This is a genomic window from Paenibacillus terrisolis, from assembly GCF_056171975.1.
The window spans coordinates 97,105-123,926 of sequence record NZ_JBKFGG010000001.1 but is presented as its reverse complement, the minus strand read 5'-3'; the positions used below and the strand labels follow the sequence as shown (position 1 = coordinate 123,926).

Genomic DNA, 26,822 nt, shown 5'->3' with positions numbered 1-26,822 from the left:
GCCTACTTACGGCAATATCGATCCCGCCGCGCTTCAGACGATCTCCGTGCATTTGGCAAGGAAATAACGGCAACACAAAGGGAGCTGCTGGAGGATGGATCAGCTAGTATTTCTCGGAACCGGCGACGCAATGGGGGTTCCGAGAGTGTATTGCGACTGCGAGGTGTGCGAGGAGGCGAGAAACGGCGGGCTTAATCGGAGATACCGGTCTTCCGTTTCCGTGGAATGCGGCGATGAACCATTTCTGATCGACTGCGGACCGGACTGGCGCGGCGCGATGGAAAGACGGGGGCAACGGTTCGCGGAGCGGATTGTGATTACGCATGCCCATTTTGACCATATCGGAGGATTGCCGGAGTGGGCGGACGCCTGTCGTTGGCTTGACCGGAAGGGGCAGTTGTACGGTCCACAGGAGGTGCTGAATACGATCATTTCGCAGTTTCCCTGGCTTGACCGCAATCTGGATTTGCATCCGTTGAATCAGGGGGATACGCTGGGAGGCTGGAGTATTCGGACATGGAAAGTATTTCACGGCAAAAATGGCTTCTCCTATGCCTACCGTTTCGATAAAAACGGTTTTGCCTGGGCATATTGCCCGGATTCCATCGCCCTGCCGCCGGAACAGCGCCGACCGCTTTTCGGCCTGGATCTTCTTGTGCTGGGCACCAGCTTTTATTTGGAGGAAGCGGAGTTTAAAACGAGATCGGTCTACGATGTCACTGAAGCACTCGAGCTGCTTCGGGAATTGCAACCGAAACGGACGTTTTTTACCCATCTCTCGCATGATATTGATCTAAGGCGGGATTATGGACTTCCGCCGAACATAGAGTATGCCGAAACGAACAAGGCCGCTTTGCTCAAGTAGCAAAAGCGGCCTTACATCCGGGAAACGGGGATTTAAGCTTCGGCGTTCACGTTTAACACGAACTTGTCGATGACGTGTTTGACTCCATCCTCGTTGTTGCTTAAGGTGACGAAGTCGGCGAGTTCTTTCAATGCCGGGATCGCGTTGCCCATGGCTACGCCAAGACCTGCGGCTTCCAGCATTTCATGGTCGTTCCAGGAATCGCCGATCGCGATCGTTTGCGACAGGTCGCAGCCGAAATGGGCGGCGAGGAATTTCAGGGCATGTCCTTTTGTGCCTTCATGATGCATGATTTCCAGAAAATTCGGCTTCGACTTCGTGATGTGCACCTCATCCCCAAGCAGTTCGCGAAGCTCAGGGGCAATTTGGTCGAGAAAATCAGGTTCGTCGATAATGAGCATTTTCGGCGTCGGCTGAACCACCAGCTTGGCGAAATCCGGCTCCACGTAATATTTCGTTTTGTTGAGCGTTGTGTAATCAATCAGCTTCTGGTTTTCCTCGCGGGCATACAGCTTGTCGTCGATATAGGTTTGCAGATGGAGGCCGCGTTTGGTGCAATACTCGAACAGCTTACGCGCAGCTTCTACCGGAACATAACGCTCGTATAAGACGCGCTCGTCGAGCAGGTTTTTGACCAGGGAACCCTGGTACGTAATAATGGGCACATTCAGACCGGTCTGGCGGGCGACGTTTTTGGCGGAGGCGTAAGCCCGGCCTGTGGCAAGGGTGACGACGACGCCTTGGGCAATCGCTTGCTCCAGCGCCTGCTGCGTAGCGGGCGTCACCTCTTTATCGTCATTGATCAAAGTGTCGTCGATATCGATGGCAATCAGTTTGTACATGGTTTCTCTCCTTTTGGCTTTCTCTCTTATAACTTGAAATAATATATCATAACGAAACGGATCATTGTACCGTGTCCGGCGCTGATTTTAGATCGGCGAGGATCATTCCGGTAAAAATGCAAAGACAGCCGAATACCGCGGCGATACCCAGTGTTTCCCCGCCGAAGCCAACCCCGGTAAACGCGGCGAAGACCGGCTCCATGGCGAAAATGACGGCGACCCGCGAAGGGCTGGTATGTTTCTGGCAAACGGTTTGAATCCAGAACGCCAGCGCGCTGGTTGGCCCGATTGATACGAGCAGAGCGAGCAGCACTTCGGGTTGAAGCAGCCGGGTCAATGTGCCGGAGACCGGACCGGGATGCTCAAACAGCAATGACGCGATAACGCTGAGGACACCCACAACGGCCATCTGCAGTGCGGCCAGCGGCAGCGCCGGATAACGGGGAGCAAATACCCCGGTGTAAACGACATGCAGGGCAAACGCGATCGCGCACAGGAACACCAGGAAATCTCCGCGGTTCCAGCTAAAGGCCGACCCGGCAAAGGTCAGAAAATACAGGCCGGCGGCGGCCAGCAAAGCGCTGATCCAGGTATAGCGAGTGATCGGATGGCGCAGCATCACTAAAGATAAAAACGGGACGAGCACCACCGATAACCCGGTAATAAACCCGGTGTTCGAAGTCGTGGTGTAGAGAAGTCCCACGGTCTGAAAGCCATAACCCAAAAATAAGAACGATCCCAAAATAAAAGCGTGTCCCAGCATCCGCCAGGACAACGCCTTCCATTCATGGCGATAGAAAGCGGCGATAATCAATGCCAGCAGCAAGGCTGCCCCGATAAATCGGATACCGTTGAAGGCCAGCGGCGGAAGCACCTTTACGGCGTGCTGCACGATCAGGAAGGTGCTTCCCCACATGAACGCGACGGATAGCAGGCTGAGGTCGGCAAGGCGGTTGCGATTCAAATATGCTCATTCCTTTCGAAGATTTCGGGCAAAGCCGAAGGTTATTCTTCAAGGAATACGAGCCCAACGAGATCGTCAAACTCCAGATTGCCGAAGTAGTATTTCACGTCAAGATCCCGAAGCGCGGAACGAACGGCGGCTTCTTCATATTTAATCCCTCTCAGCTTGTCTTCGATGTCGGCGACATCGCCTACCCCGAAAAAGTCGCCGTAAATTTTGATGTCCTGAATATGACCGTCCTTGATGTTCATGCGCAGATCGATAATCCCGACCGGGAATTTTTTGGCGTGCTTTACGTTGGATTCCGGCGACAGTCCATAGTTCCAATCCCAATTCTTGTAGCGCTGCTGCGAAATTTCATGAATCTTGGTCCAATCGGTCTCTGTGAGCTTGTATTGGGGAACGAGATTTGGCTCCATGCCGAAAATATGGCGAAGCAGCTCGGAGCGGAATTCCTCAATCGTCATTTTCGTGTCCAGAAAATCAATGATGTTGGCGACGCGGCTGCGTACGGATTTAGTGCTTTTGGATTTGAATTTTTCCGGATTCGCATGAAGCGAAGCTTGTACATCGTCAAGGTTCAGATTGAACATCAGGGTGCCGTGGCTGAACATCCGGCCTCGCGTGGAGAACTGGGCGTTCCCGGAAATTTTCTGATCCCCGACCTGCAGATCGTTCCGGCCGGTCATTTCCGCGTTAACTCCAAGCGACTTAAGCGCTTGAACGACAGGCTCGGTGAATTTGCGGAAATTATGGAACGACTGGCCGTCGTCTTTTGTGATGAAGCTGAAGTTCAGGTTGCCGAGGTCATGGTAAACCGCACCGCCTCCGGATAGCCGGCGGACGACCTGCACTCCTTTTTCCTTGATGTATTCGGTGTTGATTTCTTCAATCGTATTTTGGTGTTTCCCGATAATGACCGACGGCGCATTAATATAGAAAAGCAAATAGCTGTCGTCTTCCAGCGGCAGATGTCTTAGCGCATACTCTTCAATAGCCAGATTCACCGACGCATCGGTTATTCCCTCGTTATCGATAAACAGCATGAGACTCAATCCTCCAATGTGCGAAAATGTTTAAACTGTCCATATGATTCTATTGTAAACCAATTGTCCCGGAAACCAAAGGAAAAACGGAGCGCGAAGGGGCCTCAGGAGCCTGTATCGAGATAAACGACGAAACCTGCGGATATGATTGACGCGCAAACGGGACGACTTCATAATGAGGGCATTGAACCTATCACGGCTACAAGTTCAGGAAAAGAGGGAGTTTGACATGCTGCTTGAGGTATACGGACATGGAGGAGATCTGGAAACGGCATCGGCGAGGTATGGGATTCCGGTCCGTGAATTTACGGATTTCAGCGCCAATATCAATCCGCTGGGACCGCCGCCGGGGCTGCTTGAAGCGTTAAGCCAAGCGCTCCCGAGCATCGTGCGTTACCCCGATCCCGGTCATCGGAGTTTGACCGCTTTATTGGCGCGGCGTCATCAAGTGGAAGAAGAGATGCTTGTCATCGGCAATGGGGCCGCGGAGAACATGGCGCTTGCGCTGCTTGCGATCGCGCCGGAAACCGTGGGGATCGTCGAGCCGTGTTTCTCGGAGTACCGCAGTCTCTCGAGGCAATTCGGAGCCGAGGTGCGATCCGTGTACGGGGCGGATGAATTGGATTTTAAAGCTTCCGCGGATGCGATTGAACGGCTTATCGGAGAGACGGATCTTGTGTTTGTTGGACAGCCTAACAATCCGAACGGGGTTATGTACAGTATGAAAAAGCTGCAGGGGTTCGCCGCAGCGGGGGAACAGAGCGGCACGTACGTGGTCTTGGATGAGGCCTTTATCGATTTTATTCCCGAACAAGATCGGGTTACGCTGCTTGCGGAGCTTGGGCGATATCCTCATCTGATTCTGGTGCGCTCGATGACGAAGTTTTACGCCATCCCCGGCCTGCGGCTGGGGTATGCGATCGCGCATCCGGATACGGCGAAGAAGATGCGGGACAAGCAGGTGACCTGGAGTGTCAATGCGCTCGCGCTGGCGGCCGGAGAAGCGGCACTGCGCTCGGGGGCGGAGTATGAGGAAGCGACGATCCGTCTGATCGCGGAGCAGCGGGCGCTGCTTAGAGGCGAGTTGGAGCGGCTCGGCTGCCGGACATGGCCTGGCGCCGCCAATTTTCTGCTTGTGCGCTTGCCGGAGCCGTGGACGGCGATTGCGATGCAGGCAGAGCTTGGGCGGCGCGGCGTGCTGGTGCGCAGCTGCGCGATGTATCCGGGTCTTGGCGAAGGGGATATCCGCATTGCCGTGAAGGACGGGAACGCGAATCGCAAGCTCTTGGATGCTTTGGAAAACGTATTGGGAGGTGCCGGGCAATGACAACGCCGTTTTTGCGGGCGGAAAAAGGTATGGAATTTGCTTCAGGGGTATGGCCTGGGCTTAAGCTCATCTACGGAGAGCGGCATCTTTTGCTGGAGGCGCCGGGAGTGCTGGACAGCCTCGGCAGCGCTGTTTTTGGCGGAGGGCCGGGGCGGATTCAGCGAATGGTCAACATATATGTTGACCGATTCTACCGCTGCGACGACCCGGAGCGGGATATCGCGGTGCTGCTGGACGCGTGGGGCTATCCGCAGGAGGAAACCGCCGGGCTGCTGACGGCGGTTCAATTGAAGCATGCTGCGGTAGCGGAGGAGCGCAGCGGGGATTTCGCCGTCTTCTGCTGCGCGACGGCGGGGGTGTCGAACGCCGCGCGGGCGGGCGTTCGGCGAACGACGTTCCCGGCCTCGTGGACGCCGGGAACGATTAATCTGCTGCTGGCCGTGGATGGCCGGCTGACGCCGGCGGCGATGGTCAATGCCGTGATGACGGCGACCGAGGCCAAAACGGCCGCGCTTGGCGATCTCGGCGTGCGCGACGCCGAGAATGGCCTTGCGGCCACCGGCACCACGACCGATGCGGTCGTGCTGGGCGTGAGCCAGCGGCCGGATTGGCCGCTGCTGCACGCCTACGCGGGCACCGCAACGGACCTTGGCGGCACGGTGGGCCGCCTGGTGTACGCCGCCGTGAGCGAAGCGCTGCGCGCCGCGGCGGCGGATGCGGGAGCACGCCGATGACGGCGGCGTGGTGGATTCTGCCGGTCGCGTACGCGCTTGACCGGCTGCTCGGCGATCCGCGCTGGCTGCCCCATCCCGTCATTGGGATGGGGAGGGCGATCGCCGCGCTGGAGGCGGCCATCCGCCGCCTCGTCCCGCCCCGCCGCTTCCGGGCGGCGGGGATGCTGCTGCCGCTGCTGGTCGCCGGCGGCAGCTTTGCGTTGACCTGGGCCGCGCTGCGCCTCCTGGCCCAGGTCAATCCTTGGCTGGCCGCCGCAGCCGAGGCCGCGCTCATCTGGACGACGATCGCGGCCAAGGGCTTGCGTGACGCCGGCATGGACGTGTACGGCCACCTGCGGCGCGGCGACCTGCCCGAAGCAAGACGATCGCTTGGCATGATCGTCGGCCGCGACACGGCGGAGCTGGACCCGCCGGATATTACGCGCGGCGCCGTGGAGACCGTCGCCGAGAACATCGTCGACGGCATCGTGTCGCCGCTGTTTTTTGCGCTGCTCGGCGGCGCTCCGCTGGCCATGGCATATCGGGCGGTCAATACCCTCGATTCGATGGTCGGTTACAAAAACGACAAATACATCGATCTTGGCTGGGCCTCCGCCCGGTTGGACGATGTAGCCAACTACATACCGGCAAGACTGACTGCCTTGCTGTTGATCGCGGCTTCACGGGCGCTCAGGATGAACGCCGATGGGGCCTGGAAGGCAGTCCGCCGCGACGCTACCTCGCACCCGAGTCCCAACAGCGGTTATCCGGAAGCGGCGGTGGCGGGTGCGCTTGGCATTCGCCTCGGGGGTGAGAACTTCTATCATGGAGTGCGGTCTTTTCGGGCCCACATGGGGGATAAGACGCGCGAACTGGAGCCGGAGGATATCCGCCGCACGGCACGGCTGATGTTTTTTGTGACCAATGTATTTGTGTTGCTGGGAACAGGGCTTTGGGTTTGGTTGTCCGGCGGTTTTTGGTGGGTATAAGTGAAGAAGGAGGCTGGACAGGCATGACGATCGAATGGTGGCTCGTTCGGCATGGCATAACGTCATGGAACGTTGAGCGAAAATATCAAGGGCATAGCGATCCCGCGCTGCTTCCCGGAGAATCCTGCGGTTTGATGCCGCTGCAAGGGGAATTGTCGGGCATCTCTTTTTCCGCCGTTTATTCCAGCGATTTGCTGCGCTGCCGGGAGACGCTTGCTTACGCGCGTCCCGATCTGGTCCCCGAGGCCGTGTACGACAGCCGTCTGCGGGAAATGAACTTCGGCGCCTGGGAAGGCAAAACGTATGAAACGCTCAAAGACGATTTGCTGTACCGCTCGTGGATCGACAATCCGAAAACAAACACGCCGCCGGAAGGCGAGTCTTGGCAGGAATTTAAATCCCGGGTAACAGGAATTTGCGAAGAACTCCGGCACCATTCTTTCACATTAAGTGCAGCGGAGGCGCATGTGCGTTTACTCATCGTGACCCACGGCGGAGTTATTTCAATGGCCCGCGCTTTGCTGCAGCCGGGAACCGGCTTCTGGGATACCCGGCTACCCCCGGGCGGGATCAGCCGATTGTCATTCAAGCAATTATATAAGTTGAACCCATGAAAACAAGAGTCTGAAATGTGCTGGCAGAAGCTAAAATCTTTGGTTCAATTTATTATAGAAGAAAGGGGAAGGTGCTTTTGGCAGGCAATCATGAAATGATACTTGGAGTTTTGGATCTGGTTCCCGAATTGGCGGGAGCCGGCGAAGAAGCGCTGCGGCAAGCCGTCACGCTGGCGCAACAGGCCGAATATTGGGGATACAGCCGTTATTGGACCGCGGAGCATCATGATATGACCGGACTTGCTTGTACCTCGCCCGAAGTGCTTCTATCTCATATTGGAGCGCGCACAAGCCGGATCCGGATTGGGTCGGGAGCCGTCTTGCTGCCGCACTACAGCCCCTTAAAGGTGGCGGAATCTTTCAGACTGCTGGCTGCCTTGTACCCAGGAAGAGTTGACCTGGGCATTGGCCGGGCGCCGGGCGGAGAAGCGCATGCGGCCATGGCGTTAAGCGGAAATTATCTTGAACGGGTAAGCCGGTATCCCCAGCTGGCTGCCGATCTGTCCGCACTTCTGCAGGATCGATACCGCTATGAAGACCATCCCGTGGTGGCCAGGCCGATACCGGAAACACCTCCGGAATTGTGGATGCTCGGGACGAACTTCAAAAGCGCCCGTTATGCGGCGGAGCTCGGAACCGGCTACGTTTTTGGGCAATTTATGAGCGACAGCGACGGAATACAAATCTTGAAAACCTATAAAGAAGCATTCCGGCCTTCTTTCTTGCGGTCCGTCCCTCGGACAATTCTAGCCGTGAGCGTTATTTGCGCAAAAACTCCGGATGAGTTGCGGATCTTGGTCGGTAAAACGGAGAAAACACTCGAGAGTCGTGGCGGATCGCCTTTTCGCGGTATTTGCGGAACGCCGGAACAAGTGAGATTCAAGCTGGAAGAAATGCAGGGACTCTATCGGAATGATGAATTTTTGATCGTGACTCCTATCCCCGATTTTCGTGAACGATTAGAATCTTATCGGCTGTCAAGAGGAATTTAGCAAAAAATTATGTAATTTTATCCAATAAATGTGTAAGACTCCGGTGATTTGTTTGGTTTTATTGAAAACCGAAACGCTGGTTTTTCTTCTCGTTTTCCGCCGAAAAATATCGTTTTCTGCCTAAAACATATAATTTATCGACATATTTCCATGTTATCGCTGATTTTTTTCTCGTGGAATCGATTATCTTAGGTTTACTTCATTTTTTGGCACCTGATTCTTACTTGCCTTGCATGCCACGAAGTGGGAGAAAACGACAGATTTTATCTATCTATAAAAAACAAACCTGAATTCTTAATTTCCTGCCTTGTTGAAAGCGCTTAAAAGGGTAATAATTTATTTATCCTAAAAACAGGGGGCATGAAACAATGGTCAAAAAGAGCATTTTGAAGAAAACTTCTGCAATTGCTTTAACCGCGATTATCGGTCTTAGCTTAGCAGCTTGCGGAAACGGCAACAAAGAAAACAATGCTGCAAACAATGGCGGCAATACCGCTGCAAACGGTGGCAGCGACAAGAAAGTTACGCTTACGTTCCAAAACATTTATCCGGACCCTTCGACTCCGTCTTACAAAACCGTGCATGCACTGGTTGACGAGTACGAAAAAGCTCATCCGAATGTTCACATTGAGCTGGACACATTGAATACCGACCAACAAAAAGTGAAGCTGAAAACTCAAGCGGCTTCCAAAGAAATTCCTGACATTACGATGGTTAACCCTGCAGCTCAAATGAAACCTTTTGTTGACGCAGGATTATTCGCTCCACTGAATGACATGCTGGATCAAAACGGTTTGAAAGACACTTACCAAGCCGGTCTGCTCGACTACTACAGCTTCGACGGAAACACATACGCGTTGCCTGACGGTAACAATATCGAAGTTGTTTACTACAACAAAGATTTGTTCGCTCAAGCGGGAATTCAAGATACTCCTAAAACGTTCGATGAATTCTTGCAAGACGTAAAAACACTCAAAGCTAAAGGCATTACGCCTCTTGCTATCGGGGAAAAAGACTCCTGGACCGGTTCCTTCCTGTTCATGAACATCTTGCTCCGTACGAATGGCGGCCCTGGCTTCCTGCAAGACGTTCAAGACGGCAAGAAAACTTTTGAAGATCCTGCTTTCATTGAAGCTGTCGATCGTTTCCAAGATCTGGTACAAGCTAAAGCATTCCCTGATGGCGCTACTTCCATCGACGCTAACGCCGGCGGTAACATCTTCAAATCCGGTCAAGCGGCTATGTGGGTAATCGGTTCTTGGGAAACCGGCGCAGTCGATGCTTCTTCCGTAGCAGGCAAAGTTGGCGCATTCCAATTCCCGACTGTTGACGGTAAAGGCGACCCTAACGAATTCATGCTGGCTCCTGGGACTGCATATGCAATCTCCGCAAACAGCGCACATTTGCAAGAAACTAAAGATTTCTTGAACTTCTTTGCCTTGAACTTCCCGAAAAAACAATTTGAAAACAAAAATGCTATCGGTCTTGGCCAAAAAGTGGATGGCGACTTGAAAGCAGCCGGTTACTCCGACCTTGCTATCAACATTGCCGATCTGTTCAACCAAGTTAAAGGCGGCGACCTGGCATTCGATAACACGATGAACCCTGCTATTGCGCAAGCGCATCTCAGCAGCATTCAAAACCTGTTCGTACAAAAAGTGGACTCTGCTCAAGTAGCTAAAGAACATCAATCTGCATTTGACGCCAATAAATAAACTATAGAGACGATTGACTGATGTTTCCGAATCGATGCGAAGTGGCCTAAAGCGCTTCTTCGCATCGAATTTATATTGAGGAGGGCGGAGAGAGATGAAAGTACTGAAGGTGCCCGCACGCACAATAGCCGTCTTCGTAATACCATGTCTGTTGTTGTATGTGTGCCTTGTGTTTGTTCCGATTATCGTTTCTGTTTACAGCGGTTTGCTGCAGTGGGACGGGATCAACGCCGCAAAATTTATCGGTTTTGATAACTTCCGCAACATGTTTTACCATGATCCTGTATTTTGGCCTTCGGTCCGGCATACGCTGTTGTACGCCGTGGCTTCCATGCTGGAAATTCCGCTTTGTTTGTTGATGGCGATTTTACTGAACCGCCACTTGAAGAGAGCGAATACGCTGGTATCGATTTATTTTACACCGGTTATTTTGTCCGTCGTTATTATCGGACAACTCTGGAAAACGATCTACAACCCGGCTTCCATGGGCGGGATGTTGAACGGCATCCTGATTTCCCTCGGACTTGACAGCTGGACTCATAGCTGGTTGACCGAGCCGAAAATCGCGATGTACTTCCTCTATATTGTTTCCCTTTGGCAGTATTTCGGTTATCACTTGCTGATTCAATACACCGGGGTGCAAAACATTCCTGAGGAAATTTATGAAGCGGCCAAAATTGACGGGGCCGATGGCTTTAAAGCGGACCGCTACATTACGTTGCCGCTGATCGTCCCTATCTTTAAAATATCGATTGTGCTTGCGTTTATCGGTTCCTTGCAGGCGTTCGATTTGGTCATGGTTATGACCGCCGGCGGACCGGCTCATGCGACCGATGTAATTTCGACGCATATGTACAACAGCTCGTTCATGTCTCTGAAATACGGATACGGCAGTGCGATTGCCACTTTCCTGGTTGCCATCTGCCTGGTATGTACGGTTATTATCAACTTCTTCTTCAATAAACTCGAGAAAAAATACAGCTAAGGAAAGGAGTGCACGATCATGCGTAAATACAAGAAAGGGCTCGTGTATCTTCTTTTCGCGATTCCTGTAATCACCCAATTGTACCCTCTTCTTTGGTTGGTGCTTTATTCCTTGAAAACCAACGAAGAGATTATGAGCGGCAGTTTTTTCTCGTTCCCGAAAGTGTTTCAATGGCATAATTATAAAGACGCCTACGAATCGGGAAGTTATTTAAAATACTTATCGAACAGCGTACTCGTTACTGCGGTTACGATGGTCTGTGTTATCATCTTGAGCTCGATGGTCGCCTATGCGATTTCGAGATTTAAATGGCGCTACGGCAATGTGGTTATGACGGTCTTCCTCATGGGAATGATGATCCCGATGCAGGCCACTTTGCTTCCGCTGATGATCATCTTTAAAAATGTGCATATTTTGAATACGCACTTGTCGCTGATTTTGCCGTATATCGCGTTCCAGACGCCGATAGCCGTGTTTATTCTCAGCGGATTTATGAAAGGGATCCCGGGTGAAATCGAAGAATCGGCGTTTATTGACGGAGCGAGCGTTTACCGGATTTTCCGCAGCATCATTCTTCCGATCTCCGTACCGCCTATGATGACGGTGTGTATCCTGACTTTCATCAATATTTGGAACGAATATATCTTGGCGGCTACCTTTATTTCTTCCGAAAGACTGAAGACCTTGCCGTTTGGGGTATATACGTTCGTCAGCCAATACTCCGTCAACTACGGAGCCATCGGCGCCTTCCTGGTTATGGGGGCATTGCCGGTTATTCTGATCTACTTCTTCCTTTCCAATCAAATTACGAAAGGTATGGTAGCGGGCGCGGTCAAAGGTTGATTCACGCGTTGCAATCATTTTGACAACTGTTTTATAATAAAAGAAGCAGCCTGGACTTGAGATGGAGGAGATGAATCCAATGTTTAATGGTTTTCATTCCATTCACCATCGTTTGTTCTTGCTGTTTCTTTTTTGCATGTCCGGGATTTTGCTGATAGTTAGCCTGCTTTACTATAACCGGACAACTGTGCAGTTTCATGAAAAAATCAGCGATTTATCTCAGAAAAACGTTGCGCAAACGGCAGGGTTGTTCAGCTTGCTGTATCAAGGCTACGACAGCTTATCGAAGTCGCTGAGCAACAACTTTGAGATGATTCGTCTGCTCAACGAGAAAACGGACGAGCCGGCGATTGCCTACATCAATGAACAGAGCATCACGAATATTATCGGGGCGATTTTTTATTCCCGGGATGACTTGGTTGGCATCCATGTCATTTCGGATACGGGTAAACTTTATAACTACGGGAATTCCATGAACGTGCTTGATCCTGATTACCGGCAGGAGGATTGGTATCGTCAGCTTCATACTTCCTCCGGGAAAATGGTTTGGCTTGGCGTTTATCCGCATTCATTGATCGATCAAGTTGAGGATAGTCCGGTTTTCGCCTTTGGGCGGCAAATTTACGATTTGAACGAGCATCGCCCGATTGGCGTTGTGCTGTACGAAACCAATCCGCAGCCTATTTTGGACGCGCTTAACAACTTGAAGCTGGGCGTTCACAGCCAGGTTTATTTGACGGATCAGAATAACCAGGTCGTTTCCTCTCTGGTTAATCCGGCGCCTGTTCTGGAGGGAATCCCTCATCTTCAAGATTCCGAGGATGTTGTTGTCAAGCAGGACTCGAATCGTCTGGTCGTCGCATCCAAATTGCCGTTTTCCGATTGGTCCGTTGTAAGTATTACGCCGGACAAGGATCTCAACGTTGAACTGATGCAGATGCAGCGATATCTGCTGGTTGTCATTTCCATTTTGATTATTGTCTCCACGCTGATTGCGTCAATGGTCTCCCGGACGATTTCCTTGCCGCTGAAAAAGTTGATCCGTGAAATGAAGCAGGTAGAAATCGGGAATTTCCGCGGAATGCTTAGCGTTGCGTCTTATCAGGAAATCAACATTCTCGTTGCTTCGTTCAATCGAATGGTTAACCGGATTGAAGAATTGATCGAACGGGTCAAAATCTCCTCGGTCAGCGAGAAGAATGCGGAGCTTCACGCATTGCAATCCCAGGTGAATCCGCATTTTCTGTACAATACCTTGGACATGATTTACTGGATGCTGGATGAGAAAGGGAACGATCAACTGGGAGAGCTGGTATTGTCGCTTTCCTCCATGTTCCGTTACAGCAGCCAATGGCAGGACGGAGCGGAAGTGACGCTGCGGGAAGAACTGGAGCAGATCAAGCATTATTTGACGATCATCAAGATTCGGCTTGAGGGGCGTCTGCAAATTGAGATGCTGATCGATGAAAAATGGCTGAATATCCGGATTCCGAAGATGGCGGTGCAGCCGATCATTGAAAATGCGGTGAAGCATGGCTTGGAATCTTTGGAACGACCGGGTATATTAAAGTTGTATATAGAAGAAGAGGCGCAGAAATTGAAAATTATCGTTGAGGATAACGGCAACGGAATGAATGCAGAGCAGTTGGAGCATTTGCTTGAGTCTCTGAACTCCCAGGCTCCCAAAGAGGGCGGGAAAGGCGGGATCGGACTGCAAAATCTGCATCGCAGGCTGAAGCATATGTTTGGTGAGGATTATGGGCTTGAAATTCAAAGTTTTCCTGATGAAGGAACCAAGGTTGCCATCGTGCTGCCGCTCCCAAAGGAAGGAGATTTTAATTCGTGAACATTCTGATTGCCGACGATGAACGGGCGATTCGGGAAGGCGTCAAGCGAACGATTAAACGGATTTACCCGGATTACCTTGTCCATGTGGCGGCCTCAACGGAAGAAGCCGTCAAAATCATGGAGGAGCAGCGGATCGATATCGTGCTTACCGATATTCTAATGCCCGGCATGAACGGGTTGGAATTCATGAAGATATCGAAGCGAAAATATCCTTACGTGAAATGGGTCGTCATCTCGGCGCACAGTGAATTCTCGTATGCTCAAGAGGCGGTGCGTCTTGGAGCAAGAGACTATTTACTGAAGCCGATCGGCAAAAATCGTCTGTTTGAGGTCATCGATAGTCTGGGTGAAGAAATTCAGCAGGAAAGCGAGTTTACGAAGGAAGAGGAACTGCTGAAGGCCAATCTGAAATATTTGCGGGAAGGCGTTTTCCAGCGGCTTGCTTCGGGTTTGGACATCGGAAATCTGGATATCGGTCCGTTCATCGAGGATTATCTCAACTTTTATTTGATTATGGTTCAGATGGACGCGGGAGAGAAAAGTATCCGCCTGGAGCATTTTATCGTGGAGAATGTGCTCTCCGAGCTGATCGAACGGCATGGACGCGGTTTTGTCGTGAGCTATGACCGCCAAAGCTTGCTTGGCCTGATCGCTCCTAAGGAAAACGCCAAGATCGAGGTGTTCCAGGAGGAAGTGAAGGACCACTTGAAGCACTACCTGAAAGTGCCTTTTCATATCATCCATTCCGGACTTAATCATGATTTCAAGACCGTTCCGCAGGTGGTTATGCGGATGAAACAGGCCTCCGATACGCAGGTTATCGAGCTTGAACCGCTCAAGGGGAGCGGCGAGAAAGCGATTGAAGTCGCTTTGCAATACATCAAGGAGCATTATAACGAGGATCTTTCTTTGGAGAAGGTCGCTTCCGTCGTATTTCTGAATCCGGCCTATTTCAGCCAATTGTTCAAGCAAAAGGTCGGTCAGGGATATAAGGAGTATGTGACCTCGCTGCGGCTGGAGCAAGCCAAGCAATTACTCCTGAATCCGAAGCTCAAGCTGGCCGAAATCGCGGAGTATATCGGGTATCAGGACATGCGTCATTTCACTCAAATGTTTCGCAAGAAATACCAGATGACCCCGAACGAATACCGCCAGCAGCAAAACATCAACATTTTGATGGCCAGAGGCGGCACGCAGGAGTAGCTTGAGGCTGCTCTTCATTGCTTCCGATCTTGGATCAGCAGGGCCGTGAAAATAAGCGAGAGCAATACGATCAGCCCCATTCCGGCCATTTGGACGGGAATGTCATAAGGTTCGGGGACTTTAACATATTGAAACAGGACATCCTTGAGAAGAAACAGCAGGATTCTAAATATTCCCCAGCAAGCCAGAATGCCGAGAACCCATTTTTTTATGCGGATTGAAATGACGAAGACCTCCTCATCCGGATAATTCCTGATTATGGATTTCATAGTATCACAAAAAGAGGCTGTTCCAAAAGAAAATTAGCTTATGTGACGAACCGTTCAGCTAACTGAAAAGGTCAGCCCTATCGGATTCGGGCCACGCCTGCTTTGCTTTCGCTGCGCGAAGGAGGCGGCGCTGAACGGATCAGGCCAGGCCTGATCTGCCTGATCCGGGAACAACCCAGAACGGCAAACGGCGATTTCTTGAATACCGGTATGGAATAACGATACAAAATGGTCTTATTCCACTTGGAAATCGTATTTTCCTGATAATAGCGGTCCAAAAGGGGCCTATTTTCGGCAAAACGTCCAAAACCGAGGGGAAAAGGTACTCTTCCGAAGAAATAAGGCCATAAAACGGCGCTATTTCTTCAGAATGAGACATCCCCGCAGAAATAAGGCTATAAATGACCGCTATTTTAAGTGTCGGAGGGAAGCGGTGTTTTAGGAGTGCCTTTGACCATAGCAGCCCCTTCGTTCTGACTTGTGTTAACGTAAATCCTCGAAGTTAATCCGCCGCCGGATAACTGAAATTTATTAACCGCGATCTGACAGGAGGAACCGCCGTTACAATCCGTCTGGGTTTCTCCGCCCTTTGTCATAATAAGTTTTAGAGGTTGTCTCAAAAGCCGCCATCGAGGACTTTTGAGACAACCTCTTCTTCTTGGGAAAAAAGGATTAGCGATGCAATGGGGATGGAAAGGGATGATGCTAACGTGACAAATATGGAGCATCTTTGGGCAAAATATGCTTATGGCCCGAAGCGGTACATCTATGCATACGCCTGCCACGACAATGACCGGGAGCTGTGCTTGATGGAACTGCGAGCGTTGTTCGGAAAGCAGCCTGGGGCTTCTTTGGTGGACACGGATTTGAGAATCGAACCGGATCGGAGCCCTTTTATTTCGTTCCGGCTTGACGTGCTGTACACGGCCGATTCATGGGAGGCGCTGCTGGAGCAGGCAAGCGAAATCCGGCTGCCGGAGGATACCTTCAAGGTCGTTTATATCAAAAACGGCGATCCGCGCAGTTATGAGGAGCAGAGGGAGCTGGAACGGCAGGTGGGCGGTCGAGTTGAGGGTAAAGCGGAGATGCGCCGTCCGGACGTGATTTTCGGGCTGCTTTCCTGGGAAGGGCGCTGGACGTTTGGAGTCTGCCGGTACGGCGAATCCGTTTGGCTGCAGCATAAAAACAAACCGCAGAATTATTCAACCGGACTCAGTACGGCTGTGGCCCGCGCGCTAGTGAATATCTCGGTACCTGACCCGCAGGGGATTCGGGCAATCGACCCCTGCTGCGGCATGGGGAATGTGTTGATCGAGGCCCTCTCAATGGGGATCGACATTGTTGGCGTAGACGTCAATCCGGTAGCCGTCCGGGGAGCAAGGATCAATCTGCGTCATTTCGGATATTCGGATCCCGGGCTGGTAAAGATCGGAGACATGAACGAGATTGAGGGGCGTTACGACGCGGCTGTCGTGGACATGCCATACAATTTGTGCTCGGTGCTTAGTCCGGAAGAACGCGGACGAATGCTGGCAAGTATCCGTCGGATAAGCGGCCGGAATGTGATCGTATCCACCGAGCCGCTTGAACGGGACATAGAAGCCGCCGGGATGAATATTGTGGACCGCTGTACGATAAGCAAGGGCAGCTTCGTGCGAAATGTTTGGCTGACTTGACGAGAACATTTGTTCTTATGTATAATTAGGTCATAGGAGGCGCGCGTTATGGATGTGTATGACAAGTTAACCGTTTTGACGGATTCCGCCAAATATGATGTTTCCTGCTCTTCCAGCGGGGTGGAACGGAAAGGGACGAGCGGAGGCATGGGCAGCACGGCGGCCTGTGGGATATGCCACAGTTTTGCCGCGGACGGGCGCTGCATCTCGCTGCTTAAGGTGCTGCTTACCAATTGCTGCATTTTTGATTGCAAGTATTGCGTAAACCGTAAATCGAACGATACGAAGCGGGCCATTTTCACGCCGGAAGAACTGGCCGATTTAACGATGAACTTTTATCGGCGTAATTATATAGAGGGACTTTTTCTCAGTTCGGGGATCATGCGAAGCCCCGATTATACTGCTGAGCAGCTCATCAGTACTCTTACGCTGCTGCGGGGAAAACATCAGTTTGGCGGTTATATTCATGTCAAAGCCATTCCCGGTGCCGATCCGGCTCTGATCTCCCGGCTGGGACTGCTGGCCGACCGGATGAGCGTCAACATTGAGCTGCCTTCACAGCAAAGCTTGCAGCTTCTCGCGCCCGACAAGACGAAAGAATCCATTTTGAAGCCGATGTCGGTCATCAAGCAAGGCATCAATGAGAACTGCACGGATATCGTCAAGTATAAGCATACTCCGAAATTTGTACCGGCCGGTCAGAGCACCCAACTGATCGTTGGCGCGACACCGGACACGGATTTTAAAATCTTGACGTTGACCGAAGCTTTATATAAGAAATACAGCTTGAAGAGAGTGTATTATTCCGCTTATACCCCGGTGATGGAGCATTCTTTACTCCCTTCGCTGGACAGTAAGCCTCCGCTGCTCCGCGAGCATAGGTTGTATCAAGCCGATTGGCTGCTCAGATTTTACGGTTTTGAAGCAAAGGAACTGCTGGACGAGGGCAGTCCCGATTTTAATCCGCTGATGGATCCGAAATGCAATTGGGCGCTTCGCCATATGGAGTATTTCCCCATGGAAATCAACCGGGCTCCCTACGAGCGGCTGCTTCGCGTCCCTGGAATCGGCGTTCGAAGTGCCCAGCGCATCGTAAAAGCGAGAAAGAGCGGGACTTTGGACTTCGCGTCGCTGAAGAAGCTTGGCGTCGTCTTGAAGCGGGCTCAGTATTTCATCACTTGCGGCGGCAAAACGCTGGAGGGATTAAAGGTAAGCCAAAATACGATCGTAAGGTCGCTTCTATCCGACAAGGAGATGAAAAAGCTGCTGCCGCAACCGCAGGTGGAACAATTGACGCTGTTCAATGACGACCCGTCCCTGGCGATCAACGGGAAGGACGTGATTCAATGTCTTGGCGGAGCGATCTGATCTATGAGTACGACGGCAGTTTTGATGGATTGATGTGCTGCGTATTCGAGAGTTTCGACATGAAAGAGATTCCTATGGATATTCGTTCGGCGAATGAGCCGGAATATTCGTTGTTTCCCGGAAAAACCATCGAGACGGATCCGAAAAAAGCCGGGAGGGTATACACAGGAATCGCCCGAAACATTTCTCCTGCGGCTCAGCGCTTGGTGCGGCTGGGCTTTTTGAGCTGTGCAAAACAAAAGGAAATGATCATTTACCGCTTTTTACGGCTGGGCTTTTCCGATGGGGCCACGGTCATGGACAAGCTCGCCGATGATCGGGTGTATCCTTTGCAGAAAGCGGTTCGACGGCTGGAAATGGAAAGTCATAAGCTAACTGGATTTGTGCGGTTTTCCGTGTATGATCAAGTGCTTGCTGCGGTGATCGAACCGGAGAACGAGGTGCTGCCTCTATTGGCGGAGCATTTTTGTGATCGTTTCCGCGGTGAATACTTTATGATTTACGACAAAACCCACGGTATGGCATTGGTCCACCAGCCGCCCCGGGACGGGAAGCCGGCGAAGGCCGAAATTGTGGAAATTGATGAGCTTACGCTGCCGGAAGCGGACGATTCGGAAAAGGCTTACCGCCGTCTGTGGAAGCGATTCTATGACACGGTCGCCATTAAAGAAAGGATAAACCCCGCGCTGCGCATGTCAAATATGCCGAAACGCTACTGGTCTCATTTGACCGAATTTGCGGATAGCGTTTCGGTTAAAAAGCTGAAATAGTACAACAACGAAATAATTACCTATATATAACATAGTATGTAATGTCGGGGCGGAGAATGATGAGAATTCTCTGCTTTTTTCGCATTATTTTCTTATATCCCCCCTTTATATGTCTTTTGGCCTATTCTATAATGTAAGATAAACTTACATATTGGGGGTAGGGAAGATGAAACTGGTCCGTTTTTCGGTTAAAAGCTCGGTTCCGTTTGGTGCGGGAATCGCGTTGATTCTGACTGTGGGTACGTTATGGCAAGCTTCACCATGGTATATCGACCTTTTGGCTATTTTAACGTTTATTTGCTTTGGAGCGCTTTGGATCGGGGATCGCGGGCTTGCTCTTGGAAGGAGCGTTTCATCCGATCGATTGCAAGGCAAAGGACCGGAAGCGGCGGATATGAAGAAGGCGGGGGAAACGGATCATCTTTCCGAGACAAACTGGGCGGTCATCGCCAATGAATCGCTGGTCGCGGCAGACCGGCTTCAGGCGGCGGTCAGCGAGGTGAATGGCAGCATCGAGCAGCTGCAACTGCTGGCCGACACGGCTTCCAGCGAAGATTTGAAGCTCAAGCAAAGTAGTGAACGTTCCCTGGAGCAGGTACAGGAAAGTTTGGCCGCTATGGGAGAGGTAGCGGCCTCCGCAACGCTCATTCAAGAATCGGCCGACTTGCTTCATGTGCGAAGCGATCAGGCCAAAAGCGAGGCTTCGCGCATCACGGAAGCCTTGGCGACGGTAGACGGAACGATTCGCTCGCTGGCCGATTCCCAGCAGTCGATCGCGGGTCCCATGGAGGACTTGGAGAAGACCGTTCGCGCCTTAGGCACATTGTATCGAGAAATGGAAGATATTTCCGGTCAGGTCGCATTGCTTGCGCTGAACGCCTCCATCGAAGCGGCCCGTTTTGGCGATCAGGGCAAGGGCTTCGACGTTGTAGCCGTCCGGATGCGTCAGCTGTCCGAACAGAGCGGACAAGCCATCAGCCATTCCGCGCCTTTATTTAAACGAATCGGGGAAGAAGTGGAGCGGGTCAAAGAAACCCTGAGTGCAGGGAAAAGCTCATCGATGGAGGTAATCTCGATCATGAAGCGGATGGGCGAAGATATACGCTTCATCACCGAAGAGGTGACGGCGGTGGATGGACTCGTGGCGGAAACGGGGCTTCGAAGCCAGGAGCAGGCCGCGTTGACCAGAAACATGGAAAGTATGATTGGAGAAGTACACGAAGCGCTGAATCGCAGCATTTCCCACGTGGAGGGGGCGCTGTCGCGAATGGAAACGCAGCGGGAATATACCTTCAAACTGCAAAGCGTTGCCCGCGGTCTCGACAAGGCGTCGGCCGATTTAATGGCTTCGCTGGATACGATAAGGGACAATGGGGATGTTACGGCTGAGAGCTCCGGACGTGTGCTTGAAATGGGGCAGTCTTATGCGCAAATGCTTTTGGAGGAATCGGTTCAACCGGCATTTACGGGAATGATGGAGCAGGAGCACCGCTCGGCTTTACTAAAACTGCTCAATAGAGAAGAGGTTCTGGAGGCGGCCTGGACGAATCGTTCGGATGGCACGTTTGTAGTCTCGATTCCGGAGGCGGGACTCGTGACCGCCAAAGGCAGGGAGTGGTTCAAACGGGCCATGCAGGGGGAAACGGTGCTCTCGGAAGCATACGTATCGGCGATTTCCAAACGCCGCTGCATGACGCTTGCCGTGCCGATTTTGAAGGAAGGCTCCGTCATCGGCGTGCTCGGGGCGGATTTGTCGGTGGAGTCCTGAAGAAGGTTATGGGAATACGCGGAAACAAAGATTTCAAAATTCGTTTTTTGCGTGAAGCAAAGGGAAGCGGGAAGTTTCCCGGCAGGCGAAAGTTAAAATCTTAACTTTTTCATATTGTCAGCCTGGCTCTTTTCCCCTATAATCCATTAGAGAAGAATTGCCTTTAGACAAGCGAATAACGAAAGTGCCCGTGGGTCCCGGAGATGAGGCGAAAGCCGCATGCTTTGGGTTAAAAGGGAAGCCGGTGCAAATCCGGCACGGTCCCGCCACTGTAAACAGGGATGAAGCTCATATGATGCCACTGTCGCCCGCCAAGGGAGATGGGAAGGCGAGCTGAAATCTTAACCTGCGAGTCAGGAGACCTGCCAACGGGAAATCTAGACGGTCCTTCGAGGAAAGGATGACGCTCTGCTGAAAGGATCATTGCCTTTAGACGGATGCTTGGATATCCGGTGTGGCGTGACTTTGTAGACGTACCCCAATCCTTAGCGGATTGGGGTTTTCCTGTTTGAAGAATGGTTCAAAGGGGAGACGAAACGGCCGCTAAACTGCAAAACGCTTCGGATTCAGGTGTTTCTTGAATAAGAAACGAAGAGGAGAAGGTCAGATGAAAAATTGGAAACAGATATGGGTAGCCGGGCTGCTCGCTTTGATGCTGGTCGTTATGGCCGGCTGCGGCGCGAACAATACCGGGAACAACACGGCGAACAACGGAAATGGAAATGCCGCGGTTAATTCTTCGGCGCAGTCCGAACAGCAGAATCAAACTGCGGCAAATGCCGATGATGAACAGGCGGAGCAAACGACTTACCCATACACGGTAAAGGATTCCTCAGGCACGGAATTTACGTTTGAGTCGGCGCCGCAAAAAATCGTGTCGTTGGCTCCTTCGGAGACGGAGGTTTTGTTTGCATTAGGTTTGGATCAGCAGGTCGTTGGCGTTTCGGATCTGGACGATTATCCCGAGGCAGTTAAGGACAAGCCGAAAATGGGCGGCTCCAAGGTTAACGTAGAGGCTATCGTGGCGGCACAGCCCGATTTGGTCGTAGCGGCCAGCTTCATCGACGATGCTACCGTCAAAAGCTTGACCGACCTCGGACTCAAAGTATTCCGGGCCGATCCCAAAACGTTCAGCGATGTTATGGACCATATCAAGACCATCGGCACCATTACGAATCAACAGGCTGAAGCCGGCAAGGTTCTTGAGCAAATGAACCAGGAAATGACGCAGGTGACGGATGCCGTCAAATCGCTCACGCCGGATCAGAAGAAAAAGGTATATATTGAATTTTCGCCGGGCTGGACCGTCGGCAAAGGCGAGTTTATGGATGAAATGATCACTTTGGCCGGCGGCGTGAACGTGGCTTCCGACACGACCGGCTGGACGGAGATTAATGAAGAGAATATCATTAAGGCAAATCCTGACGTCATTTTGTATGCCAAAAGCGTCATCGACGAGAACAACAAGACATTGGCGGACATTATTAAGAGCCGTAGAGGATGGGACCAAATTACGGCCGTCAAGGAAAACCGCCTCGTGCCGCTTGACGATAATCTGCTCAGCCGTCCGGGTCCTCGCGTAACTCAGGGATTGATCGAAGTGGCTAAAGCGATTTATCCGGATTTAATTAAGCCATGATAGGCCGTAAGCTGGCCGGGTACGGAGCGATCGGACTCATCCTGCTCGCCGTAACCTTGCTTGTTTGCATCGGAGTGGGCTCCGTTCCGCTGCCGGCAGGGCAGATCGTCGGTATTTTGCTTCACCGGCTTCCGGGAGTCTCTTCCTGGATTACGCCGGATTGGAGCACCGCTTCGGAACAAATCGTCACGCAAGTGCGTCTGCCGCGGGTGCTGCTGGGCCTGCTGGTCGGAGCCTCGCTGGGCGTGGCGGGGACCGCCTTTCAAGGCGTGCTGCGCAATCCGCTGGCCGACCCGTTTACGCTTGGGGTATCTTCGGGTTCGGCGATCGGCGCGGCCGTGCTGATCTTTTACGGCTGGCAGTACTCTTTGATCGGCGTATTTACTTTGCCGCTCGTGGCATTTGTAACAGGGATCGCAACGCTCTGGATCGTCATTTGGCTGGCGCGGGAGAACGGAAGCATTCCGATCGAAAGCTTGGTTTTGTCCGGCGTTGTCATGCAGTCGTTCCTTGGGGCGGTCGTTTCTTTTTTAACGGCGATGTCCAAACGGACGGTAAATGAAATTTTATATTGGACGATGGGCAGTTTGAGTCTTCGCGGATGGTCGTATACGGCCATCCTTTTCCCGTATTTGGCGCTTGGCGCGATATTCCTATGGAGCCAGGCCCGCAGTTTGAACCTGCTCGCTTTGGGCGAACGCCAGGCCGCGCATTCCGGGTTGCACGTCGAACGCACCAAACTGATCGTACTGCTGGTGGCTACGCTAATGACGGCCGCCGCCGTGTCGGTATCCGGCGTTATCGGGTTTGTCGGACTGGTTATTCCGCATATGATCCGGCTTATCACAGGGCCGGACTACCGCTTGATTATTCCGCTATCCGCGCTGGGCGGCGGCATCTTCATGATGTGGAGCGATCTGGCCGCCCGCACGCTGCTGGCGCCGACGGAAATTCCGCTCGGCATTGTAACCGCGTTTGTCGGCGCGCCGTTTTTTGCCTATTTGCTGTATCGCAAGAAAAAGCAGCGGGAGGAGGAGTTGCGATGATCGAGGTCCAGGGCGTCTCCAAAACTTATGGCCGCGAGCCGGTGCTGCAGGATGTGACTTGGAGCGTGAGCAAAGGAGAATTCTGGGGAATCATCGGCCCGAACGGCAGCGGCAAAACCACATTGCTAAGCCTGATATCCGGCGTCGAAAAACCCGATCGCGGCGAAATTTGGGTGAAGGGTAAGCGTCTTGAAGATTACAGCCGAAAAGAGCTGTCGCGGAAGGTCGCCGTACTGCAGCAGAACGGGCTGCCGCCGGTGTCTTACCGTGTCCGGGACGTGATCGAAATGGGAAGATTTCCGTTTCAGGATTGGCGAGGCAGGGAGAAAGATCACGAGGCCGAAGGACAGCGCCTGCTTGATGAAATTATGGATCGGCTGGATTTGCGCGAACTGGCCGACCGGCCGCTCGGCGCGCTTAGCGGCGGCCAGCGCCAACGGGTCGCTTTAGGCAAAGTCATGGCTCAACAGCCCGAAGTCGTTCTGCTCGACGAGCCGACGACCTATCTCGATCTGCATTATCAACTGCAGTTCATGGAGCTTGTCGCCGACTGGCAGCGGGCCGAAGGATTGACGGTGGTTTCCGTACTGCACGATCTTAATCTTGCTGCCTTATATTGCGGGCGCTTGCTGGTCATGAGCGGCGGGAAGCTTATGGCGCAGGGGTTCCCGGAAGACATTTTATCGCCGGATATGGCGGAAACGGTGTTTGGCGTCAAATCGCACGCGGTCGCCCACCCCGATGGCGGGATTCCGCAGCTGCTGCTGCAAAGAACATCAAGGACGAATTAGGCTTATGCTGAAAGGAGCAAGGATAAACATGCAACAACCCCTGACTGAAATCATCCGCAAAATCGTACCTTTGGATCAAGAGGCCATGAACGCCGCATCGGCGCATCTTGACCAACTGACCAAACCGCCGGGAAGCCTCGGCAAGCTGGAAGGGCTGGCTGTAAAACTTGCTGGAATTACGGGGAAAAGCTATACCGCTTTCCCAAACCGCGCGGTCATCGTCATGGCCGCCGATCACGGCGTATGCGAGGAAGGAGTGAGCGCATTTCCGGCGGAAGTGACGCCGCAAATGGTGCTGAACTTCTTGTCCGGCGGGGCCGCGGTGAATGTGTTGGCGCGTCAGGCCGGGGCGGATGTCGTGTGTATGGATATCGGCGTTAACGCCGACTTGCCTTCGCATCCCGGATTGGTTCAGCATAAGCTTCGGTACGGAACGGCAAATATGGCCAAAGGGCCGGCGATGAGCCGCGAAGAAGCGGAGGCCGCTATTGTGGCCGGTGCCGAAGCTGTCTCGGGAGCCGTAAGCCGGGGAACGAGCTTGTTCGTGACGGGAGAAATGGGCATCGGCAATACGACGGCAAGTTCCGCGATCATGAGCTCCCTGCTGGGAATTACGCCGGCAGAGAGCGTGGGCAGAGGCACGGGAATCAACGATGAGCGGCTCCGCCATAAAATCAGCGTGGTTGAAAGCGCCTTGAACATCAACCGTCCCGATCCGGCGGATGCGCTGGACGTGCTCGCCAAGGTCGGCGGACTGGAAATCGCCGGGCTTGTCGGGGTGATTCTTGGAGCAGCGTCCCACCGTTGTCCGGTAGTGATCGACGGATTTATTTCCACGGTTGCCGCGCTTGTGGCATCGCGTATTTCTCCGCTGTCGCCGCATTACATGATCGCTTCGCATATGTCCATGGAGCAGGGGCATCAGCGGCTGCTGCGGGAACTGCAGCTTGAAGCGATGCTGCAGCTTGATATGCGGCTCGGCGAAGGAACGGGAGGCGTGCTGGCGCTGCATCTCGTTGACGCCGCATGCCGAATCATGGCCGAAATGGCCACCTTCGCCAGCGCCGGGGTTTCCGGCAGTGGCGAAGCAGGGACCGGGGGAGCGGGGCAATGATCGTCACGGTCACGGGCGGAGCTCGCAGCGGCAAAAGCACCTTTGCCGAACGCTGGTGTATGAAGCACACGGCAGCGGCATTTTATATCGCCACCGGACAAGCGTTTGACGATGAGATGAGAGAGCGGATCCGGGAGCACCGGCGGCAGCGGGACAGCAGCGCGTATGCCTGGACAACGCTGGAAGAACCGCAGTATCTTGCCGAATTGCTGTTGATGCTGACCGTAGGTGAAAGCGCGCTGGCTACAGCTCAAGCGCCGGCGGACGGTCCGGGACGAAATACAGAAGTCCCCGGTCCAGTGGTGCTTGTGGACTGTCTGACCTTATGGCTGTCCAACGTATTGCTTGCCGCAGGCGACAGCAGGGATGCCGCGGAATCCGTCGCCGGGGAGATCGGCCGGCTTGTTGCGGAGGCCGAACGTTTTCCCGGCACTTTAGTTTTTGTGACCAACGAGGTGGGCAGCGGGATCGTGCCGGAATATCCGCTCGGAAGATTGTACCGGGATTTGGCGGGCACTTTGAACCGTAAGATGGCCGCCGTTTCCGATCGAGTATTTTTGGTGACGGCCGGGATTCCGATTGAACTGAAAAGCAGGGAGTATCGTCTATGAATTCGAAGGAAAGACCCATTTTAGCGGCATTTCAATTTCTGTCCCGTTTTCCGGTTCGCACGGAACTGGATTTTACGCCGGAGCTGATGCGGCGCAGCGCCCGTCACTACCCGCTGGTTGGGGCGGCGATCGGCGTATGCGTCTCGTTTTGGGCGGCTTTGTCGTCCTGGGCGCTTCCTGTTTTGCCGGCCGCCGTGCTTACTCTGATCGTGTGGGTCTGGTTGACCGGGGGGCTGCATTTGGACGGCTGGATGGATTCTGCGGATGCGCTGCTGAGCTATCGTTCGCGGGAGAAGATGCTCGAGATCATGAAGGACAGCCGCGTCGGCGCGATGGGCGTGCTGGCTTGCGTTTTGCTGCTCCTGCTCAAAATGTCCCTGATCGCCTCTTTGCTGGAACGCGGCCTGTTCCCTGCGGGAGCCGCGCTGCTGACGGCGCCGGTATGGAGCCGCTGGTTTATGACCCGGGCGATGCGTTCCTGGCCGTTGGCGCGGCAGGGGGAAGGGCTAGCTGGGCAATTTCGCGGCTTCACCGCGCGCGATACCGCCGCGGCAACCTGGATCGCGGCCGCTTTGGCGTTGGCATCCTGGGTGCTTGTATCCGCCGCTGCCGGCGGGCAGCTCTCCTGGGTTCAAACGGGGCTATGTTTTGTCCTTCAGCCGCTTGTTGCCTGGGGGGCCGGGACGCTGGCCGCAAACCGGATCAGCTCCAGACTGGGAGGACTTACCGGCGATACCTATGGCGCGTTGAACGAGGGCCTGGAGGCTCTGCTGCTTTTGCTGACCGTGATTGTATTCCGGTGACGGGACCTGAACAATGAACGA

24 protein-coding genes and 1 riboswitch are annotated in these 26,822 nt (G+C 53.1%); of the genes, 21 read left to right on the top strand and 3 right to left on the bottom strand.

The genetic code is table 11. The features are described 5' to 3' along the window. Positions 1-94 precede the first annotated feature (94 nt). Positions 95-865, top strand: a complete 771-nt coding sequence (locus ACI48K_RS00585; RefSeq protein WP_475025614.1) for an MBL fold metallo-hydrolase — start codon at positions 95-97, stop codon at positions 863-865. A gap of 32 nt (positions 866-897) precedes the next feature. Here ACI48K_RS00585 and ACI48K_RS00580 read toward each other — a convergent pair whose 3' ends face one another. The 3 genes from ACI48K_RS00580 to ACI48K_RS00570 all read right to left on the bottom strand — a co-directional run bounded on the left by ACI48K_RS00580 (position 898) and on the right by ACI48K_RS00570 (position 3,717). Then, positions 898-1,707 carry a Cof-type HAD-IIB family hydrolase gene (locus ACI48K_RS00580; protein WP_475025613.1) on the bottom strand — a complete coding sequence of 270 codons (810 nt, stop codon included), beginning with the start codon at positions 1,705-1,707 and terminating at the stop codon, positions 898-900. Between the two features lie 61 nt (positions 1,708-1,768). Further along, positions 1,769-2,671 carry a DMT family transporter gene (locus ACI48K_RS00575; RefSeq protein ID WP_475025612.1) on the bottom strand — a complete coding sequence of 301 codons (903 nt, stop codon included), beginning with the start codon at positions 2,669-2,671 and terminating at the stop codon, positions 1,769-1,771. Between the two features lie 41 nt (positions 2,672-2,712). Then, positions 2,713-3,717, bottom strand: a complete 1,005-nt coding sequence (locus ACI48K_RS00570; protein ID WP_475025611.1) for a lipoate--protein ligase — start codon at positions 3,715-3,717, stop codon at positions 2,713-2,715. Between the two features lie 229 nt (positions 3,718-3,946). Here ACI48K_RS00570 and cobD point away from each other — a divergent pair, with 229 nt between their 5' ends. From cobD to cobS, 20 genes are all read left to right on the top strand, one after another. After that, positions 3,947-5,044 (top strand): threonine-phosphate decarboxylase CobD, encoded by a 1,098-nt coding sequence (cobD, locus tag ACI48K_RS00565; RefSeq protein WP_475025610.1) that lies wholly within the window; start codon positions 3,947-3,949, stop codon positions 5,042-5,044. Further along, positions 5,041-5,778, top strand: a complete 738-nt coding sequence (locus tag ACI48K_RS00560) for an adenosylcobinamide amidohydrolase (protein ID WP_475026028.1) — start codon at positions 5,041-5,043, stop codon at positions 5,776-5,778. Before cobD ends, ACI48K_RS00560 begins: the two co-directional genes overlap by 4 nt. Continuing rightward, complete coding sequence (gene cbiB, locus ACI48K_RS00555) at positions 5,775-6,746, top strand: adenosylcobinamide-phosphate synthase CbiB (protein ID WP_475025609.1); 972 nt, start codon at positions 5,775-5,777, stop codon at positions 6,744-6,746. Before ACI48K_RS00560 ends, cbiB begins: the two co-directional genes overlap by 4 nt. A gap of 23 nt (positions 6,747-6,769) precedes the next feature. Beyond that, positions 6,770-7,360 (top strand): histidine phosphatase family protein, encoded by a 591-nt coding sequence (locus ACI48K_RS00550; RefSeq protein WP_475025608.1) that lies wholly within the window; start codon positions 6,770-6,772, stop codon positions 7,358-7,360. Between the two features lie 95 nt (positions 7,361-7,455). Then, positions 7,456-8,352: an MsnO8 family LLM class oxidoreductase gene (locus tag ACI48K_RS00545; RefSeq protein WP_475026027.1), complete on the top strand. Its 897-nt coding sequence runs from the start codon at positions 7,456-7,458 to the stop codon at positions 8,350-8,352. A gap of 368 nt (positions 8,353-8,720) precedes the next feature. Next, positions 8,721-10,067, top strand: coding sequence for an extracellular solute-binding protein (locus tag ACI48K_RS00540; RefSeq protein WP_475025607.1), 1,347 nt, complete (start codon positions 8,721-8,723; stop codon positions 10,065-10,067). Between the two features lie 94 nt (positions 10,068-10,161). Then, a complete protein-coding gene (locus tag ACI48K_RS00535) occupies positions 10,162-11,052 on the top strand; it encodes a carbohydrate ABC transporter permease (protein WP_475025606.1) in 891 nt (296 codons plus the stop codon). An 18-nt stretch (positions 11,053-11,070) separates the two neighbouring features. Further along, on the top strand, positions 11,071-11,895 hold the full coding sequence (locus ACI48K_RS00530; protein WP_475025605.1) for a carbohydrate ABC transporter permease: 825 nt from the start codon (positions 11,071-11,073) through the stop codon (positions 11,893-11,895). Positions 11,896-11,974: 79 nt separating this feature from the next. After that, positions 11,975-13,741 (top strand): cache domain-containing sensor histidine kinase, encoded by a 1,767-nt coding sequence (locus ACI48K_RS00525; RefSeq protein ID WP_475025604.1) that lies wholly within the window; start codon positions 11,975-11,977, stop codon positions 13,739-13,741. Continuing rightward, a complete protein-coding gene (locus tag ACI48K_RS00520) occupies positions 13,738-14,946 on the top strand; it encodes a response regulator transcription factor (RefSeq protein ID WP_475025603.1) in 1,209 nt (402 codons plus the stop codon). The genes ACI48K_RS00525 and ACI48K_RS00520 overlap by 4 nt, the downstream gene beginning before the upstream one ends. 988 nt (positions 14,947-15,934) lie before the next feature. Then, positions 15,935-16,891 (top strand): TRM11 family SAM-dependent methyltransferase, encoded by a 957-nt coding sequence (locus ACI48K_RS00515; RefSeq protein WP_475026026.1) that lies wholly within the window; start codon positions 15,935-15,937, stop codon positions 16,889-16,891. Positions 16,892-16,939: 48 nt separating this feature from the next. After that, on the top strand, positions 16,940-18,259 hold the full coding sequence (locus tag ACI48K_RS00510) for a putative DNA modification/repair radical SAM protein (RefSeq protein WP_475025602.1): 1,320 nt from the start codon (positions 16,940-16,942) through the stop codon (positions 18,257-18,259). After that, positions 18,238-19,029, top strand: a complete 792-nt coding sequence (locus ACI48K_RS00505) for a TIGR03915 family putative DNA repair protein (RefSeq protein ID WP_475025601.1) — start codon at positions 18,238-18,240, stop codon at positions 19,027-19,029. Before ACI48K_RS00510 ends, ACI48K_RS00505 begins: the two co-directional genes overlap by 22 nt. A gap of 166 nt (positions 19,030-19,195) precedes the next feature. Further along, the gene (locus tag ACI48K_RS00500; RefSeq protein WP_475025600.1) at positions 19,196-20,797 is read left to right on the top strand and encodes a methyl-accepting chemotaxis protein; all 1,602 of its coding nucleotides are present in this window, start codon (positions 19,196-19,198) and stop codon (positions 20,795-20,797) included. 175 nt (positions 20,798-20,972) lie between these two features. Further along, a riboswitch (cobalamin riboswitch) is annotated at positions 20,973-21,181 on the top strand. A 223-nt stretch (positions 21,182-21,404) separates the two neighbouring features. Then, on the top strand, positions 21,405-22,436 hold the full coding sequence (locus tag ACI48K_RS00495) for an ABC transporter substrate-binding protein (protein ID WP_475025599.1): 1,032 nt from the start codon (positions 21,405-21,407) through the stop codon (positions 22,434-22,436). After that, a complete protein-coding gene (locus ACI48K_RS00490; RefSeq protein WP_475026025.1) occupies positions 22,436-23,482 on the top strand; it encodes a FecCD family ABC transporter permease in 1,047 nt (348 codons plus the stop codon). The genes ACI48K_RS00495 and ACI48K_RS00490 overlap by 1 nt, the downstream gene beginning before the upstream one ends. Next, a complete protein-coding gene (locus tag ACI48K_RS00485; RefSeq protein ID WP_475025598.1) occupies positions 23,479-24,273 on the top strand; it encodes an ABC transporter ATP-binding protein in 795 nt (264 codons plus the stop codon). Before ACI48K_RS00490 ends, ACI48K_RS00485 begins: the two co-directional genes overlap by 4 nt. Before the next feature lie 28 nt (positions 24,274-24,301). Then, positions 24,302-25,387, top strand: a complete 1,086-nt coding sequence (gene cobT, locus ACI48K_RS00480) for a nicotinate-nucleotide--dimethylbenzimidazole phosphoribosyltransferase (protein WP_475025597.1) — start codon at positions 24,302-24,304, stop codon at positions 25,385-25,387. Then, positions 25,384-25,998 carry a bifunctional adenosylcobinamide kinase/adenosylcobinamide-phosphate guanylyltransferase gene (locus tag ACI48K_RS00475; protein WP_475025596.1) on the top strand — a complete coding sequence of 205 codons (615 nt, stop codon included), beginning with the start codon at positions 25,384-25,386 and terminating at the stop codon, positions 25,996-25,998. The genes cobT and ACI48K_RS00475 overlap by 4 nt, the downstream gene beginning before the upstream one ends. Then, complete coding sequence (gene cobS / locus ACI48K_RS00470; RefSeq protein ID WP_475025595.1) at positions 25,995-26,801, top strand: adenosylcobinamide-GDP ribazoletransferase; 807 nt, start codon at positions 25,995-25,997, stop codon at positions 26,799-26,801. Before ACI48K_RS00475 ends, cobS begins: the two co-directional genes overlap by 4 nt. Positions 26,802-26,822 lie beyond the last annotated feature (21 nt).